The organism is Streptomyces kryoterrae, from assembly GCF_054072135.1.
In genome coordinates this window covers 6,258,138-6,273,007 of the sequence record NZ_CM133358.1, presented here as the reverse complement: position 1 = coordinate 6,273,007, position 14,870 = coordinate 6,258,138, and the positions used below count along the sequence as shown (strand labels likewise).

The following is a 14,870-nucleotide window of genomic DNA, read 5'->3' as shown; positions in this document are numbered from 1 at the left end:
CGGTCCCCTCACCTTGTGTGTTACCTGCTCAGCGGACGCGCCGGCTCTCCAGCGGCCCCAGATACGTCGGTGTCAGTCCGCCCGTGTCGATCACCAGCCGCTGCACCACCACCGTCGGGTCGACCACCCAGAACCTCAGCCGGTGGACGCCCGCCGCGGCCACCGTGTGCCTGGTCGCCGTCACGTTCACGTTGTCGGACGTGTGGCGGGCCCACTGCTTGTTCATCAGGCCGTCGTTCGCACCCGTGACCGTGTGGATGTCGACCTGCTGCGGCTCGGTCCCGTCGAACGACACCGCGTAGCGCAGCCCGCCCGTCGGGAGTGTCGGGTTGCGCGGTGACAGATACGCCCACACCGTCACCTCACCCGCCGACAACAGGCTGACCTCGTACTCCAGGCGAGCCGCCGAGGCCCCGCCCGGCGTCCGGCGCGGAGCCGTCACCGGCCACGGCGTCATCCCCGCTCCCGTACGGCCGATGCGGTCCAGCCGCCGCCAACTCCCTACCACCCGCGTGTAGTTGTCGGCGTCGATCGCCACATAGCCCCCCGCCTCCACAAACCCCCGCAGCCCCCGCCGCTGCCTGCGCGACGGCTTCTCCGCGACGCAGCCGACCGTCACCGACGCCCCCGCACCCGACACCGTCAGCGACGCATCCGTACGACCGTCCGGCACCCGCGCCCAGTCCACCGAAACCGCCAGGCGCACCTGTCGCTCGACCCGCCCCTTCGGCCGGTCGATCACCAGCCACGGCACCGACGACTCCACCCGGTACTCGAAGGGCGTACGCCCCCGGTTGAACACCTCGACGTACTGGCCGGGCCGCGTCTGGTACGGGCTGAACACCGGCAGCGCGGCCGGACCGGAGGATCCCCCCGGCCACCACTCCCCCGCGTCCTCGGCCCCGTCGACCGACACCCCCAACTCCCCGCCCACCGGCAGCTCCAGCCGCCGCACGGCCGGGAACAGCACATCCGGGAGCGCCACGTTGTCCTTCTCGGGCTGCTGCCAGGGCGCGTTGGGGCCGTACCGTGCCACGTCCCCGTAGTCGATGTGCGGCTGGGTCTGGAAGCCCTCCCACTTGCCGCCCGCCACCTGGTGGTTGAAGCGGTCGGCGAGCGCGAAGTCCCGTTCCAGGCCGGCTTCCGCCTCCGCCGCGCGGTCGTCGGTCGCCGCGCGTCCCTGGGACGCGTACAGGAGGTTCTCGAACTCGGCCTCGCGCAGGCCGTACAGGTTGGCGGTCGCCTCCACCGCGTACCCGACGAGTTCGTACCAGGCGTCCTGCACCCGGGCGGGCAGGCGTCCGCGCACCCGCTCCGCCTCCTTCGCCAGCCTCCGCCAGTCCTCCGTCACCCGCTCCAACTCCCGGTGGCCGAAGGCGAAGGGGGTCTCCTGGTCGTCGTACACGACCGCCGACTCGTCCTTCGTCGGGTCCTTCGCGGGGTTGAGCGTGATGCGGCGGTTGAGTAACTCGGGCTTGCGGCGGGCCTGGAGCCGTCCGTACTCGGCGAGCACCGAGGCGATCGCCGTGGCGTGCTCGGCGCCGAAGTTCTGGCGGGCGTACCGCCGTTCCCACTCCTCCAGGTTCGTCAGATCCCAACGGGCCGGATTCCAGGCATAGTTCAGGAAGAACTCCGCCGGGAGTTCGTTGCCCTTCAGGTCTCCGACGTTCGCCACCCACAGGCCGTGGTTGCCGTACGCGTGGGCCTGGTGGAGCTGGTCCCAGAGGTTCTGGAGGTTAGTGGTGTCCACCCACTTGTAGTTGCGGCCGACGCCCACGTAGTCGAAGTGGTAGTACAGGCCGTATCCGCCGCTCCTCGCCGGCTCCGCCGGGTCCGGGTGCCTGCGGATGTTGCCCCAGTTGTCGTCGGTGAGGACGACGGTGACATCGCCAGGGACCCGCAACCCCCGGTCCCAGTAGCGCTGGACCTCCTTGTAGAGGGTCCACACCTGCGGGGTTTCCCCTACGGGCTTGCCGGTCACCTCCGCGATGATCCCGCGCTGCGCCTCGATGATCTCCCGCATCAGCTCGATGCCGTCGCCGTCCGGGAGGCTCGTGTCGCCGTTGCCGCGCATGCCCAGGGTGACGACGCCCTCGAAGTCCTCGTCCACCATCCGCCGGATGCCGTCGCGCCAGTACGCCCGGACAGCCTCCGCGTTGCGACGGTACGACCACTCGCCCGTACCCCCGTAGGGGTCCCGACCCGGAGTCACCACATTTCCCGCGCTGTCGCGCACCGCCGGCACCGCGTGCCGGTTCCACTCCTCGATGCCCCGCATCATCGGCGCCTCGTGGGACGTGCCCATGACGATGCCGTACGCCTTCGCCCTCGCGTGGTTCTCCGGGTCGTCCTCGGCGAACGCCCTGCCCCACACGGCCGGCCAGAGATAGTTCGCCTTCAGGCGCAGCAGCACTTCGAATACCCGTTCGAAGAAGGCCGCGTTGAAGCCTCCGGGGTGGCCCGGCGCCTTTCCGGGGCCGAAGAAGCGAGGGGCCCAGGTGCCGAGTGCCGGGTTCTCGTCGTTGATGAAGACGCCCCGGTACTTCACGGCCGGGGTGCCCTGCGTATGCCTCCCCGGCAGCACGTACACCGCGTCCCGGTGGACCGGCGGCACGTCGTCCCACCAGTACCAGGGCGAGACCCCGATGCCGTACGAGACGTCGTACACCCCGAAGATCGTGCCGCGCGGGTCGCTGCCCGCGATGACGAATGCCCGGTCGACGCCGGGCATCGGGCGCTCCACGACCGTCTGGAGCGAGGTCTCCCAGCGGCCGGCGATGCCCCTGACGTCCAGCTTGCCGGCGCGGATCAGACCGTCGATCAGCGGGCTGCGGCCGATCGTGCCGACGAGGATCACCTCACGGGTGACGGTGGCGGCCGGACGTACGCCCGTGACGCGTTCGATGTCGTCCCGCAGGTCACCGGCGACCCGTACGACTCCGGGGTGGTCCTCGGCGCTGACGACGACCGGCGCCCCGACGACCGCGAACACGCCACCGGTGAACGAGATGTACGCCCCGGATTCCGTGCGGCGCACCGCGCCCTGCCCCGCCCACGCGGCCCCCGACAGCACCGGCACCGCGGTAAGACCGGCCCCCGCACCGAGCACAGCCCTTCGGCTGACGGACCCAGACATGACGTACCCACCCCTCCGCCCGAATTTGGTCAGTGGCATGACAAATAGTGGGGGGAGTGACCAGCGGGGGGAACGGGTCGTGCGCGCCGAATAGTTTCGTTACAGCAACCAGGCAAACCCGGGCACAGCGAAGAGGCCCGTACGACCGAAGTCGTACGGGCCTCCTCAGGAAGCTCGTGAGAGCTGCCGGGGTCAGGCTGTCAAGCCAACAAGAACTACTTGTTGATCTTGATGACCTGGCCGGCGCCCACGGTCCGGCCACCCTCACGGATGGCGAACTTCAGGCCCTCTTCCATGGCGATGGGCTGGATGAGCTCGACGGTCATCTCAGTGTTGTCGCCCGGCATGACCATCTCGGTGCCCTCGGGGAGGGTAACGACACCGGTCACGTCCGTGGTACGGAAGTAGAACTGGGGGCGGTAGTTGTTGAAGAACGGCGTGTGACGGCCGCCCTCGTCCTTGGACAGGATGTAGGCCTGCGCCTCGAACGAGGTGTGCGGGGTGACCGAGCCCGGCTTGATGATGACCTGGCCGCGCTCGACGTCCTCGCGCTTGATGCCACGGAGGAGCAGACCGACGTTCTCGCCCGCCTGGCCCTCGTCGAGCAGCTTGCGGAACATCTCGATGCCGGTGACCGTGGTGGTGGTCTTCTCCTGCTTGATGCCGATGATGTCAACGGTCTCGTTGACCTTCAGGACACCACGCTCGATACGGCCGGTGACGACCGTACCGCGACCGGTGATCGTGAAGACGTCCTCGACGGGCATGAGGAACGGCTTGTCGACGTCACGCTCGGGGGTCGGGATCGCCTCGTCGACGGCGGCCATGAGGTCGAGAACCGACTGACCCCACTCGGCGTCGCCCTCGAGCGCCTTGAGCGCCGAGACCTTGACGACCGGCAGGTCGTCGCCCGGGAACTCGTACTCGGAGAGGAGCTCACGAACCTCGAGCTCGACGAGCTCCAGGATCTCCTCGTCGTCCACCATGTCGGCCTTGTTCAGGGCGACGACGATGTACGGCACGCCGACCTGGCGGGCCAGGAGCACGTGCTCCTTGGTCTGCGGCATCGGGCCGTCGGTGGCGGCCACGACCAGGATCGCGCCGTCCATCTGCGCGGCACCGGTGATCATGTTCTTGATGTAGTCCGCGTGACCCGGGCAGTCGACGTGGGCGTAGTGACGGCCCTCCGTCTGGTACTCGACGTGCGCGATCGAGATCGTGATACCGCGCTGACGCTCTTCCGGAGCCTTGTCAATCTGATCGAAGGCCGAGGCCTCGTTCAGGTTGGGGAACTTGTCGTGCAGCACCTTGGTAATGGCGGCCGTGAGGGTCGTCTTACCGTGGTCGATGTGACCGATGGTGCCGATGTTGACGTGCGGCTTAGTCCGCTCGAACTTTGCCTTCGCCACTGGGGTCCTCCTGCGGAGTGGTTCTGGTACGCCTTACTCATCGGCGCCAGGTGATCTTTGCTGGGATGCCGTCCGCCGGGGATTTCCCTCCCGGGTCTCCCCGGCGGTCGGGTCAAGCCTAAAGCGTGTAAAGGGGGTGCGTTACTCGCCCTTGGCCTTCGCGATGATCTCCTCGGCGACGTTCCTGGGAACCTCGGCGTAGGAGTCGAACTGCATCGAGTAGCTTGCGCGACCCGAGGTCTTGCTGCGGAGGTCACCGACGTACCCGAACATCTCCGAGAGGGGCACGAGGCCCTTCACGACACGGGCACCGGCACGCTCCTCCATGGCCTGGATCTGGCCACGGCGGGAGTTGATGTCACCGATGACTTCACCCATGTAGTCCTCGGGCGTGGTGACCTCAACGGCCATCATCGGCTCCAGGAGCACAGGGCTCGCCTTGCGCGCGGCCTCCTTGAAGGCCTGCGAGCCGGCGATCTTGAACGCCAGTTCGGAGGAGTCGACCTCGTGGTAGCCGCCGTCGAGAAGGATGACGCGGACGCCAGTCATCTCGTAGCCGGCCAGGATGCCGAACTGCATGGCCTCCTGCGCACCGGCGTCCACCGACGGGATGTACTCCCGCGGGATACGGCCACCGGTGACCTTGTTCACGAACTCGTACGAAGCGTCGCCGTCGACGATCGGCTCGATCGCGATCTGCACCTTGGCGAACTGACCGGTACCACCGGTCTGCTTCTTGTGCGTGTAGTCGTGACGCTCGACGGTCTTGCGGATCGTCTCGCGGTACGCGACCTGCGGCTTGCCGACGTTGGCCTCGACCTTGAACTCGCGCTTCATACGGTCGACCAGCACCTCGAGGTGCAGCTCGCCCATACCGCCGAGGATGGTCTGGCCCGTCTCCTCGTCCGAGTGAACGTGGAAGGAGGGGTCCTCCTCCGCGAGACGCTGGATGGCTACACCCAGCTTCTCCTGGTCACCCTTGGACTTGGGCTCGATGGCGACCTGGATGACCGGCGCCGGGAAGTCCATGGACTCCAGGATCACCGGGTTCTTGTCATCGCAGAGCGTCTCGCCGGTCGTGGTCTGCTTCAGACCCATCACGGCGACGATGTCACCGGCGCCCACCGCTTCGATCTCCTCACGCTTGTTCGCGTGCATACGGTAGATCTTGCCGATGCGCTCCTTCTTGCCCTTGACGGAGTTCAGCACCGCGGTGCCGGTCTCCAGGCGGCCCGAGTACACCCGGACGAAGGTGAGCTTGCCCAGGTGCGGGTCGCTCATGATCTTGAACGCCAGTGCGGACAGCGGCTCGTCCACGGACGGCTTGCGCTTGACGACGACCTCGGGGTCCTTGACGTCGTGGCCTTCGATGGCCTCGACGTCGAGCGGGGTCGGCAGGTAGCGCACGACCGCGTCGAGCAGGGGCTGAACGCCCTTGTTCTTGAACGCGGTGCCACAGAACACCGGGGTGACCGTGATGCCGTTGGACTTGCCGGACGCGATGGTGATGCGACGGATCGCGGCGTACAGCTGCTCCTCGGTGGGCTCCTGGCCCTCCAGGAACAGCTCCATGATGTCGTCGTCGTGCTCCGCGACGGCCTCGACCAGCTTGCCGCGGTACTCCTCGGCAGCCTCGGTGTGCGTGGCCGGGATGTCGACGACGTCGTACATCTCGCCCTTGGCGGCCTCGGCGGACCATACGAGCGCCTTCATGCGGACCAGGTCCACAACGCCCTTGAAGTCCATCTCGGCACCGATCGGAAGCTGCATGATCAGCGGCACCGCACCGAGGCGGTCCTTGATCATGTCGACGCAGCGGTGGAACTCCGCGCCGGTCCGGTCGAGCTTGTTGACGAAGCAGATGCGCGGCACGCCGTAACGGTCGGCCTGACGCCACACCGTCTCGGACTGCGGCTCGACACCGGCGACGCCGTCGAACACGGTGACGGCACCGTCGAGGACGCGCAGCGAGCGCTCTACCTCAACGGTGAAGTCGACGTGCCCGGGGGTGTCGATGATGTTGATCGTGTAGTCGTTGTCCTCAAGCGGCCAGTGACAGGTGGTGGCAGCAGAGGTGATCGTGATGCCACGCTCCTGCTCCTGCTCCATCCAGTCCATGGTGGCAGCGCCGTCGTGGACTTCACCGATCTTGTAGCTGACGCCGGTGTAGAAGAGGATCCGCTCAGTGGTGGTCGTCTTACCCGCGTCGATGTGAGCCATGATCCCGATGTTGCGGACCCTGGCCAGGTCAAGTGAAGTGGTAGCCATAAGGCTTCGGTCTTCTCTCGGTCTCGATGTGGGGTGCGACTACCAGCGGTAGTGCGCGAAGGCCTTGTTGGACTCGGCCATCTTGTGGGTGTCCTCGCGCTTCTTGACGGCCGCACCGAGGCCGTTCGAAGCGTCGAGAAGCTCGTTGAGCAGACGCTCGGTCATCGTCTTCTCGCGACGGGCGCGGGAGTAACCGACCAGCCAGCGCAGCGCGAGCGTGTTGGCGCGACCGGGCTTGACCTCGATCGGAACCTGGTACGTCGCACCACCGACACGGCGGGACTTGACCTCAAGGGTCGGCTTGATGTTCTCCAGCGCGCGCTTCAGCGTGATGACCGGGTCGTTGCTGGTCTTCTCGCGCAGGCCCTCCATGGCGCCGTACACGATGCGCTCGGCGGTGGAGCGCTTGCCGTTCATCAGGATCTTGTTGATCAGCGACGTGACAAGAGGAGAGCTGTAGACCGGGTCGATGATGACCGGGCGCTTCGGGGCGGGGCCCTTACGAGGCATTCTTACTTCTCCTTCTTGGCGCCGTAGCGGCTGCGGGCCTGCTTGCGGTTCTTGACACCCTGGGTGTCGAGAGAACCGCGGATGATCTTGTAGCGAACACCGGGCAGGTCCTTCACACGGCCGCCGCGCACGAGCACGATGGAGTGCTCCTGCAGGTTGTGTCCCTCACCCGGAATGTAAGCGGTGACCTCGATGCCGCTGGTCAAACGCACACGCGCGACCTTGCGCAGGGCCGAGTTCGGCTTCTTCGGGGTGGTCGTGAACACACGCGTGCAGACGCCACGCCGCTGAGGCGAGTTCTCGAGCGCGGGCGTCATGTTCTTCTTGACCTTGTCTTGCCGGCCATTCCGGACCAGCTGCTGGATCGTAGGCACTACTTCTCCGGTTTCTGTGTGCCGATGGTGAAGCTAACCTGGAACATCGCCGACCCACGCGGTCGGGTGTGTCGAATACTGCAGACTCCCACCGCGAGGCGGGAAGGGCGCAGATTGCGGTGGTCGCTTACGGCTCCCCGCGCGGTTCGCAGGCACGCACGAGGGCCAGGGCACACCCCAGGCACAAGGTCTGAGCGTACCTACCTCAACGACTTCGGTCAAAACAAATGGAGGCGGGTACGACACGCCGGGCCGCGAACGGCCCCAGCGCCCCCTTTTGACCACTTTCGAAAGCTTCTGCCACCTCTTGATCACTTACGAGCCAAGGTGGCTGAATCCATCCCTTTACGGCCCCGCGGGACCGCCCGTTCAGTAGCTTGATCCGTCCGCTGCGACGATTCCGCGACGATTCGAGGGCTGAGCGTGATCAGGACGTCCGCGTACTCACTGGACGACGGGGGCCTGGACGACCGGGTGCCCTTCCTCGCCCGCCTTGAACAGGAAGACCGCACGGCTCTCCTGGCCCTGGGCCGCGAGCTGGGTTTCGCCACCCGGGTGACCCTGATCCACCAGAGCGAACCCTCCTCCCACGTCCTCTTCCTGGTCCAGGGCTGGACAAAGGTCACCGCGTCGGCCGCCAACGGCTACGAGGCGCTCCTCTCCCTGCGCGGCCCCGGCGACATCGTCGGCGAGTCGGCGGCACTCACCGGGCGCCCCCGGTCGGCCACGGTGACCGCGCTGGAGGCGGTGCGGGCGGTGGTCGTCGAACACGAACGCTTCAAGGACTTCCTGGCCCGTTCACCAGCTGTTTCGTTCGCCCTGCTGGGCCTCACGGCCGACCGCACCCGGGCAGCGGACCGCCGCCGCCTGGAGTTCGCGTCCACGAACGTACGGGAACGCTTCGCGATACTCCTCCTCGACCTCGCCCGCACCCACGGCCGCCGCACCCCCGACGGCATCGAACTCTCCGTCCCCCTGAGCAAACAGGAACTGGCGGGCTCGGTGGGCGCCTCCAGGGAGATGGTCCAGCGCCTGCTGCGGGAACTCCGCGAGAAGGACGCGGTGGAAACGGGAAGGCGAGCGATGCTGATACGCCGACCGGACATCCTGCGAAGGATCGCGGCGACGGAGGGGTGACGGCGTCCAGCACATCCGGAGTCGCACCAGACACGTCCACCGCGCCCCGGACCGCGCTTCCCACCTTCCCACCCGTTTGGCGGATCCATCCAGCGCGGGCGTCGGCATTTCGAGCGGGGATGTCGGCATCTGCAGCGCGGGCGTCGGCGTCTCAAGCGGGGATGTCGGAGTCTCCAGCGCCGGCCTCGGCATTTCGAGCGCGGGCCTCGGCGTCTCAGGAGCCGGCCTCCGCGTCTCAAGAGCCGGCCTCGACATCTCCAGCGCCGGCCCGCGTTTCCAGCCCGTCCGGGGGTCCCCCCTCTGGGGGAGATTGAGGACGAGCGCGTTCAGCGCGAACGGGGGGCTGGAGGCAGCGCCCCCAGCAGACGACAACTCCAGCGCGGGCCTCAGCATCTCCAGCGCCGGCCCGCATTTCCAGCCCGTCCGGCGATTGAGGACGAGCGCGTTCAGCGCGAACGGGGGTCTGGGGGCAGCGCCCCCAGCAGAGGGCAACGCCAGCCAACCCGCACCCCCCAATCACCCCTTCTGTGTACCCCGTCACACTCCGACTGCGTCATCCTCCCTCACACCCCACCGCCCCCACCCCCCACGCTGCTGCAAGCAACCACGTGTCGAAGGGCGACCATGACCGACCCCGTGAGCCGCACCATCCTGCTGCTGGACATAGAGAGGTTCAGCGACCGGGACGACGTGGAACAGGCGTACCTGCGACGCATGCTCTACGCCCTCACCGACCGCGCGCTGGAAAGCGCCGGCATCGACGAGACCCGCCGCCTGCGCGCCGACCGCGGGGACTCCGTGATGGAGCTCATCGACGCGAACGCCCCGGTCACCGCCCTGCTGCGGGCCCTGCTCGTGGAGGTGCCGGCGCAGTTGCGGGACGTCAACCGTATGGCGTCCAGCTCGGCCCAGATCCGGCTGCGGGGGGTCGTCGCCACCGGGTACGTGGCCGTGGACGAGCGCGACGGCTGGGTCGGCACCGACCTGAACAACGCCTGCCGCCTGCTGGACGCCCAGCTGCTGCGGGCCGCCCTGCGCGAACGCCCCCACGACTTCGCGCTGCTCGTCTCGGACGCCCTGTACAGCGGAGTCGTACGGCACGGCCACCGCGGCATCCCGGCCGACGAGTTCCACCCGGTCGGGGTGGACACCAAGAACGGCCCGATGAGGGCCTGGCTGCACGGCCCGCCGCCCAGCGGCCACCAGGCGGCCTCGGCCGAGGAAGACCACCGTGACACGGGGACGGGGGAGGCGCCGGGCGGTCCGGGGGACCGCCCGGCGCCACAGACCCCGCCCGCGCCGCGAGTGCCCGCGCAGGGCGCCTCCCCCGAGAGCCGTCCCGCCCCGGGCCCCGTCCTCAACTTCAACGGTGCCGTGACCATCGGCGGCAGCGTGGTGACCGGCGACCAGCACGGCGTCAGCGGCGGCCAGGTCACCGGTGACGTCAACCTCGGCGGCCACAACGGGGGTGACGGCGCATGAGCACCCCGGACGCGTCGGAGGCCGCCCGCCCCGGGCCGGAGGACACGTCCGCCTCCGACGACGGCAGGGACGGCGCCGCGAAGGATGCCGAGGGCTCGGAAGGGTCGGAGGGATCGGAGGAGCGCGAGCAGCCCCAGACCGCCTGGTCGGCCCGGCGCGACCTGATCGACCACAGCCCCAGGACCATGAACGTCGGCGACCGTTCCCGCTTCGGCGGCAGCATGGTCGGCGGCAGCCAGCACGGCGTCAGCGGCGGCCGGGTCGCCGGTGACGTGATCATGGGCAGCAAGACGGAGATCCACCAGTGGTCGATACCCGGGTGGTCCGCCCCGTCCGCAGCCGGCTCCGCCTCCGGCGAGGTCCCGCAGGCCACGCTGGACCGGCTCGCCGCCTCGTTCGTCGCCGCCGACGCGACCGTGGAGGCGCTGCTCGCCCGGCTGCGCAGAGACCGCGTCCTCGTCCTGTCGGGCGCCCGCTTCACCGGCAGACACACGGCCGCCCTGATGCTCCTGCACCGGCTCGGAGCGGCCCCCGTACGCACGCTCGACCGCGACACGAACCCGGGCACCCTGGCGGACAGGTTCACCGCACCGGACGCGACCGCCGGGACAACCGCCGCCGGAACCTCGGACCGGGCCCCGGCCCACCCTCGCGGCTACGTCCTCGCCGATCTCGCCACCCGCCGCGACCGCCCCCTGCGCGAGCACCACCTCCTCGCCGCCCGCGACCGCCTCACCGCGCAGGACGCGTACCTCCTCGTCACCGTCGGCCCGACGGCCGTCCTGGAGGACGTACCGGTCGTCAACTGGCAGCCGCCGGACACGGCCGACGTACTGGCCGCCCACCTCCGTACCCGCGTCGACACCGAGGCGACGGCGGTGAAGCTGCTCGAACTCCCGGACGTCACCGAGTTCCTGGGCCGCAGCCACCAGCTCCGCGAGGTCGCCCACTTCGCCCAGCTGCTCGGCCGGTACGCGGCCGGTGAGGTCGCCGAGAACGCCGTCGCCCAGTTCTCCCTGATCTCCCTGGAGAACCAGGTCCAGGAGTGGTTCGAGGAGGACGAGGCGTCGATCCATCTGCGCGACAAGGCGTTCCTGGTCGCGCCGCGTTCGACGACGGCCCGTACGCCCTCACCGCCGAACTCAGCGATCTGCTCTACCGCTTCCTCCAGCAGACCCAGAACCCGGCAAGCGTTCCCGAGGTCCCCGTCTTCGGCACCCACATCGGCAAACGCCTCCAGCTCGCCCGCGCCGAGCGGTACGAGGACGACGAGCACACCGAGTGGGGCCCGGTCACCCAGCAGAAGGCCCGGTTCACCGACGACCGCGCCTCCCTCGTACTCCTGCGCGAGGTCTGGACGGGCCACCCCTCGGCGCGCCCCGCGCTGATCGACTGGCTGCGCCGGCTGGCCGACGACGGCCGCCCTCTCGTCCGTACCCGGGCCGCGTCCACGGTGGCCGTCCTGGCCCGTACGGACCTGCCCTCGGCCATGGCCCTGGTCATCGAGCCCTGGGCGACCTCCAACCGCTTCCGGCACCGCCTGGTGGCCGTCAACGCGCTCACCCTCGCCCATCTCATCGACACGCCGAACATCCCGCGCATCCTCGACGAGTGGTCCAGGGGCGAGGACCGGCGACTGCGCTGGGTGGCCGTCCGGGCGTACGCGCTGATCGGCGCCGAACGCCCCGAACAGGCCCTGGCCGCCCTGCGCACCGCGGCCCGCGGGCTGTACGGGAATCACGGGACCTACGGGAACACAGCCGCCCAGGACGCCTTCGACCGCGAGATGACCGGCGAACTGCGCGAGGCAGTCGCCCTGTTGCTCCTCTCCGAGGCCGGCGACCGCGTGCTCGCCGAACTGCGCCTGCACCTCCCCGACGACCGCGCGGTGCACGACCTGACCGTCGGCGGCTTCGTCAGCGCCTGCCGCCACACCCAGGACGACGAGCGGTACGGACATCCACTGGTCCTCGGCTGGTACGCGCGGTCGGCCACCGAGGGCTCGGCCGCCGCCCAGGGCATCCCGTTCCTGTGGCGGGCGGCGCTGGGCGACCCGGACGAGACCCGGCACGCCCTGGACGTGCTGCGCGAGTGGGTCCTGATCGCCGACCGCTCGACGACCACGGAGTGGGCCCTGGCGGCCCTGTTCCCGGCCCTGGTCACCACCCCGGCGGAGTACCAGCGCCTGGGCCACCTCCTGCGGACGATGCCGGGCGAGGACGGCGCCCAACCGCCCGCGGTGGCGGCCCGCCTCCTGACGACGCTCCCCATCCGCTAGCACGTCACATCCCCGCCCACCGAGGAGCAACGCACGATGCCCGCCTTCCACCGCCCGCCCGAGTGGCAGCAGTCCGCGGACCGGCACACCCAGTTGATCGACCCCGTGCTCACCGTGCGGCAGCTGTCGCGCTTCGAACTCTCCCTGAAGTCGACGGTCCGCATCGACCACGCCCTCGTCTTCGCGACCGCCAAGGGCGGCTACGAGGCCTACCTCCCGCCCCGCCGCCCGACGCGCAGCGAGATCGCGGCCCGCCACTACACGGCCGTGTACGAGGTCGACATGGGCGTACACCCCTGCTCCGGCACGCTCACGCTCCCCAGTGACAACGACGCGTTCGAGTTCTCGGCCGAGATCGACCTGTCCTGGCAGGTCGTCGACCCGGCCCGGTTCGTGGGCAGCGGCCACCGGGACGTACCGGGCCTGCTCATCGGCGAACTCCAGCGCGCGGCCCGCCCGGTGAGCAGGCGCTTCCCGATCGCGGACAGCGCGGCGGCGGAGGGAGAGCTCCTCCAGGCGATCAACGTCCTGGGCCCGCTGGGCGCCCCGGCCGGCCTCCAGACCACCTGGACCCTGCGCCTGCGCCGCGACCAGGAGAATATCGACCACCAGCGCCGCCTGCAGGCGATCGACCACTCGGCGACCGAGCAGGTCTGGGCGGCCCAGCGCGGCTCAGACATCGACGTGGAGGTGGACCGCCGCAACCGAGGGCAGGACGCCCTCCAGATCGAGCGCTCGCTGGCGTACGGCGCCCAGCAACAGCACCTGGCCCTCCAGCAGCAGCGCTGGGACTACGAGCAGGCGGCCCTGCAGAGCGGCCAGCAGCACCAGCTCTCCATCCAACAGGGCCACCAGGAACTGGAGTTGCAGCAGATCGAGGCGCAGAAGGTCGCCTTCTACCAGTGGCACCTGCAACAGGGCGGCGTCCATGCCTGGGCCCTGCACCTCGCCCAGCACCCCGAGGACTCCCGCATGGTCATGACGAGCATGCGGGACGACCAACTCCGCATGATCCAGGCCCAGATGGACCTGGTGAAGGACCTGCTGCACGGCGACAACGCGGAGAAGTTCGAGCTGGAGGGCCCCAAGCAACTGGCCCTGCGCACGGTGAGCGACATCCTCACCCAACGCCTCCCGGGCGTCCCCCAGACACCTCCCCCACTCCCGGGCGGCGCCCAGGCGCTGGACGACCCGTACGCGGCGTACGGCCAGGGGCCACCGGCGGCGCCCGCACAGCCCGGATTCGTCCCGGGCCGTCCGGGCCCCGGCCGCCCCGAGCCCGCGTACGCCGACCAGCCGCCGCACGACGCGCCCCCGGCCCAGGCCCAGCCGCCGATGCCTCCGTCCGCCGCCTGGGGCACACAGGCCCCGATGCCGGGCACCGCCGCGCCCTACGGAGTCATCCCCTCGTACGACGTCCCGGACTCCGCCGACACCCCTGGGGCACCCACGCCCGTCGCTCCCCCCGCCTACTCGCCGCCGATCCCGCCCGTGCGTCCGCCGGGTGGCCCGGGCCCGTACCAGCAGCCGTACGCCGCGCCCGCGGCCCCCGCCTGGCAGCCGCCCCCGGGCTACGGCAGCACCCCGACCCTTCCCGACCAGCAGAGCGCGGCACCGGGCGAGCCGACCGAGGGCCCCGATGCCGAGACCAAGGAGGACAGGGCAGGCAGCGGCACATGACGACGCTCGACCCCAGCCCCAGCCCCACCCCGACACCGCCCCCACCGGGCGCCCCCGCCACCCCCGCCGACCCCACCCAGCTCTGCGAGCGCCTCCTGACCGACCTCCGCACGGAGATCGCCCGCGCCGACAACAAGGCGTCCGTCCTGGTCGCCGCACTGGGGACGACCGCCGGTGTGTTCAGCGGGCTGCTCGCCGGGCGGAACTGGAACCCGGCCGCGCTCAGCACTGCCGGCACCGTCGTCTGGGCCCTCGGGGCCGCGTCCCTGGTGCTGTCCCTGTTCGCGCTGCTCCTCGCGGTCCTGCCCCGCTACCGCTCCGAACCGTGGGCTCCGGGCCAGCCCCTCTCCTACTTCGGCGACATCCAACAGGCCGTGCGGCTCGGCCAGTTGGATGCAGCGCTCGCCGACACCCAGCACGACCCCACGGCCGCGCTCACCTTGGCGCTCACCGAGACGAGCCGCATCGCCGCACGCAAGCACCAGTGGATCCGTACCGGCCTGATCTCCTTCTGCGCCGGCACGCTCCTCCTCCCCGCCTCACTGCTCATCGGCTGAACACACCGGACCGCTCAGCACCGTCCCCGCACGTGAAGG

General features: G+C 69.7%; 9 protein-coding genes and 1 pseudogene. 5 read left to right on the top strand and 5 right to left on the bottom strand.

Translation table 11 applies throughout. The features are described from left to right. Positions 1-28: 28 nt before the first annotated feature. The 5 genes from ACW4TU_RS27750 to rpsL form a co-directional block, all read right to left on the bottom strand. Complete coding sequence (locus ACW4TU_RS27750; protein WP_457417480.1) at positions 29-3,136, bottom strand: glycosyl hydrolase 115 family protein; 3,108 nt, start codon at positions 3,134-3,136, stop codon at positions 29-31. A 215-nt stretch (positions 3,137-3,351) separates the two neighbouring features. After that, the gene (gene tuf, locus ACW4TU_RS27745; RefSeq protein WP_164407118.1) at positions 3,352-4,545 is read right to left on the bottom strand and encodes an elongation factor Tu; all 1,194 of its coding nucleotides are present in this window, start codon (positions 4,543-4,545) and stop codon (positions 3,352-3,354) included. 141 nt (positions 4,546-4,686) lie between these two features. After that, positions 4,687-6,813, bottom strand: a complete 2,127-nt coding sequence (gene fusA / locus ACW4TU_RS27740) for an elongation factor G (protein ID WP_457417479.1) — start codon at positions 6,811-6,813, stop codon at positions 4,687-4,689. Between the two features lie 39 nt (positions 6,814-6,852). Continuing rightward, a complete protein-coding gene (rpsG, locus tag ACW4TU_RS27735) occupies positions 6,853-7,323 on the bottom strand; it encodes a 30S ribosomal protein S7 (protein WP_006376039.1) in 471 nt (156 codons plus the stop codon). Positions 7,324-7,325: 2 nt separating this feature from the next. Next, complete coding sequence (gene rpsL, locus ACW4TU_RS27730) at positions 7,326-7,697, bottom strand: 30S ribosomal protein S12 (RefSeq protein ID WP_398401865.1); 372 nt, start codon at positions 7,695-7,697, stop codon at positions 7,326-7,328. Positions 7,698-8,120: 423 nt separating this feature from the next. Here rpsL and ACW4TU_RS27725 point away from each other — a divergent pair, with 423 nt between their 5' ends. The 5 genes and pseudogenes from ACW4TU_RS27725 (at position 8,121) to ACW4TU_RS27705 (ending at position 14,831) form a co-directional block, all read left to right on the top strand. Continuing rightward, the gene (locus ACW4TU_RS27725) at positions 8,121-8,834 is read left to right on the top strand and encodes a Crp/Fnr family transcriptional regulator (RefSeq protein ID WP_457417478.1); all 714 of its coding nucleotides are present in this window, start codon (positions 8,121-8,123) and stop codon (positions 8,832-8,834) included. A gap of 624 nt (positions 8,835-9,458) precedes the next feature. Then, entirely contained in the window at positions 9,459-10,316 is an 858-nt protein-coding gene (locus ACW4TU_RS27720; RefSeq protein WP_457417477.1) for a hypothetical protein, read from the top strand. Beyond that, a pseudogene (locus tag ACW4TU_RS27715) lies at positions 10,313-12,594 on the top strand (hypothetical protein). Before ACW4TU_RS27720 ends, ACW4TU_RS27715 begins: the two are co-directional and overlap by 4 nt. A gap of 36 nt (positions 12,595-12,630) precedes the next feature. Beyond that, the gene (locus ACW4TU_RS27710) at positions 12,631-14,274 is read left to right on the top strand and encodes a hypothetical protein (RefSeq protein WP_457417476.1); all 1,644 of its coding nucleotides are present in this window, start codon (positions 12,631-12,633) and stop codon (positions 14,272-14,274) included. Beyond that, positions 14,271-14,831 carry a Pycsar system effector family protein gene (locus tag ACW4TU_RS27705; protein WP_457417475.1) on the top strand — a complete coding sequence of 187 codons (561 nt, stop codon included), beginning with the start codon at positions 14,271-14,273 and terminating at the stop codon, positions 14,829-14,831. The genes ACW4TU_RS27710 and ACW4TU_RS27705 overlap by 4 nt, the downstream gene beginning before the upstream one ends. Positions 14,832-14,870 lie beyond the last annotated feature (39 nt).

Bases quoted from the DNA above. Each gene is read 5' to 3' on its own strand.
- ACW4TU_RS27750 (WP_457417480.1), bottom strand. From the start codon at position 3,136: ATGTCTGGGTCCGTCAGCCGAAGGGCTGTGCTCGGTGCGGGGGCCGGT.
- ACW4TU_RS27720 (WP_457417477.1), top strand. From the start codon at position 9,459: ATGACCGACCCCGTGAGCCGCACCATCCTGCTGCTGGACATAGAGAGG.
- ACW4TU_RS27705 (WP_457417475.1), top strand. From the start codon at position 14,271: ATGACGACGCTCGACCCCAGCCCCAGCCCCACCCCGACACCGCCCCCA.
- rpsG (WP_006376039.1), bottom strand. From the start codon at position 7,323: ATGCCTCGTAAGGGCCCCGCCCCGAAGCGCCCGGTCATCATCGACCCG.
- ACW4TU_RS27710 (WP_457417476.1), top strand. From the start codon at position 12,631: ATGCCCGCCTTCCACCGCCCGCCCGAGTGGCAGCAGTCCGCGGACCGG.
- fusA (WP_457417479.1), bottom strand. From the start codon at position 6,813: ATGGCTACCACTTCACTTGACCTGGCCAGGGTCCGCAACATCGGGATC.